The 286-nt window shown below is 69.6% G+C and carries 1 protein-coding gene; it reads left to right on the top strand.

From position 1 onward, the window contains the following. Positions 1 to 286 (top strand): ATP-binding cassette domain-containing protein (locus KI686_RS16525; RefSeq protein WP_237590406.1); only part of this gene is annotated, 286 nt, incomplete at both ends.

Genomic DNA, 286 nt, shown 5'->3' with positions numbered 1-286 from the left:
CGCGCACGAGCTGCTGGCGAAGGTCGGCCTGGAGGACAAGGCGGGCTCCTACCCGAATCAGCTCTCGGGAGGTCAGCAGCAGCGCGTGGCCATCGCACGCGCGCTCGCCATGGAGCCGCGGCTGATGATGTTCGACGAGCCCACCAGCGCCCTGGACCCGGAGCTGGTCGGCGAGGTGCTCAGCACCATGCGCCAGGTCGCCGAGGAGGGCATGACCATGGTCGTCGTCACCCACGAGATCGGGTTCGCCCGCGAGGTCGCCGACCGCGTGGTCTTCATGGACCAG

Origin of the sequence: Polaribacter sargassicola, from assembly GCF_021991835.1 — a bacterium.
In the GTDB taxonomy this organism is placed as follows: Bacteria; Bacteroidota; Bacteroidia; order Flavobacteriales; family Flavobacteriaceae; genus Polaribacter; species Polaribacter sargassicola.
Note: the sequence above shows the minus strand (reverse complement) of the source record. Positions and strands in the feature narration are given on the sequence as shown.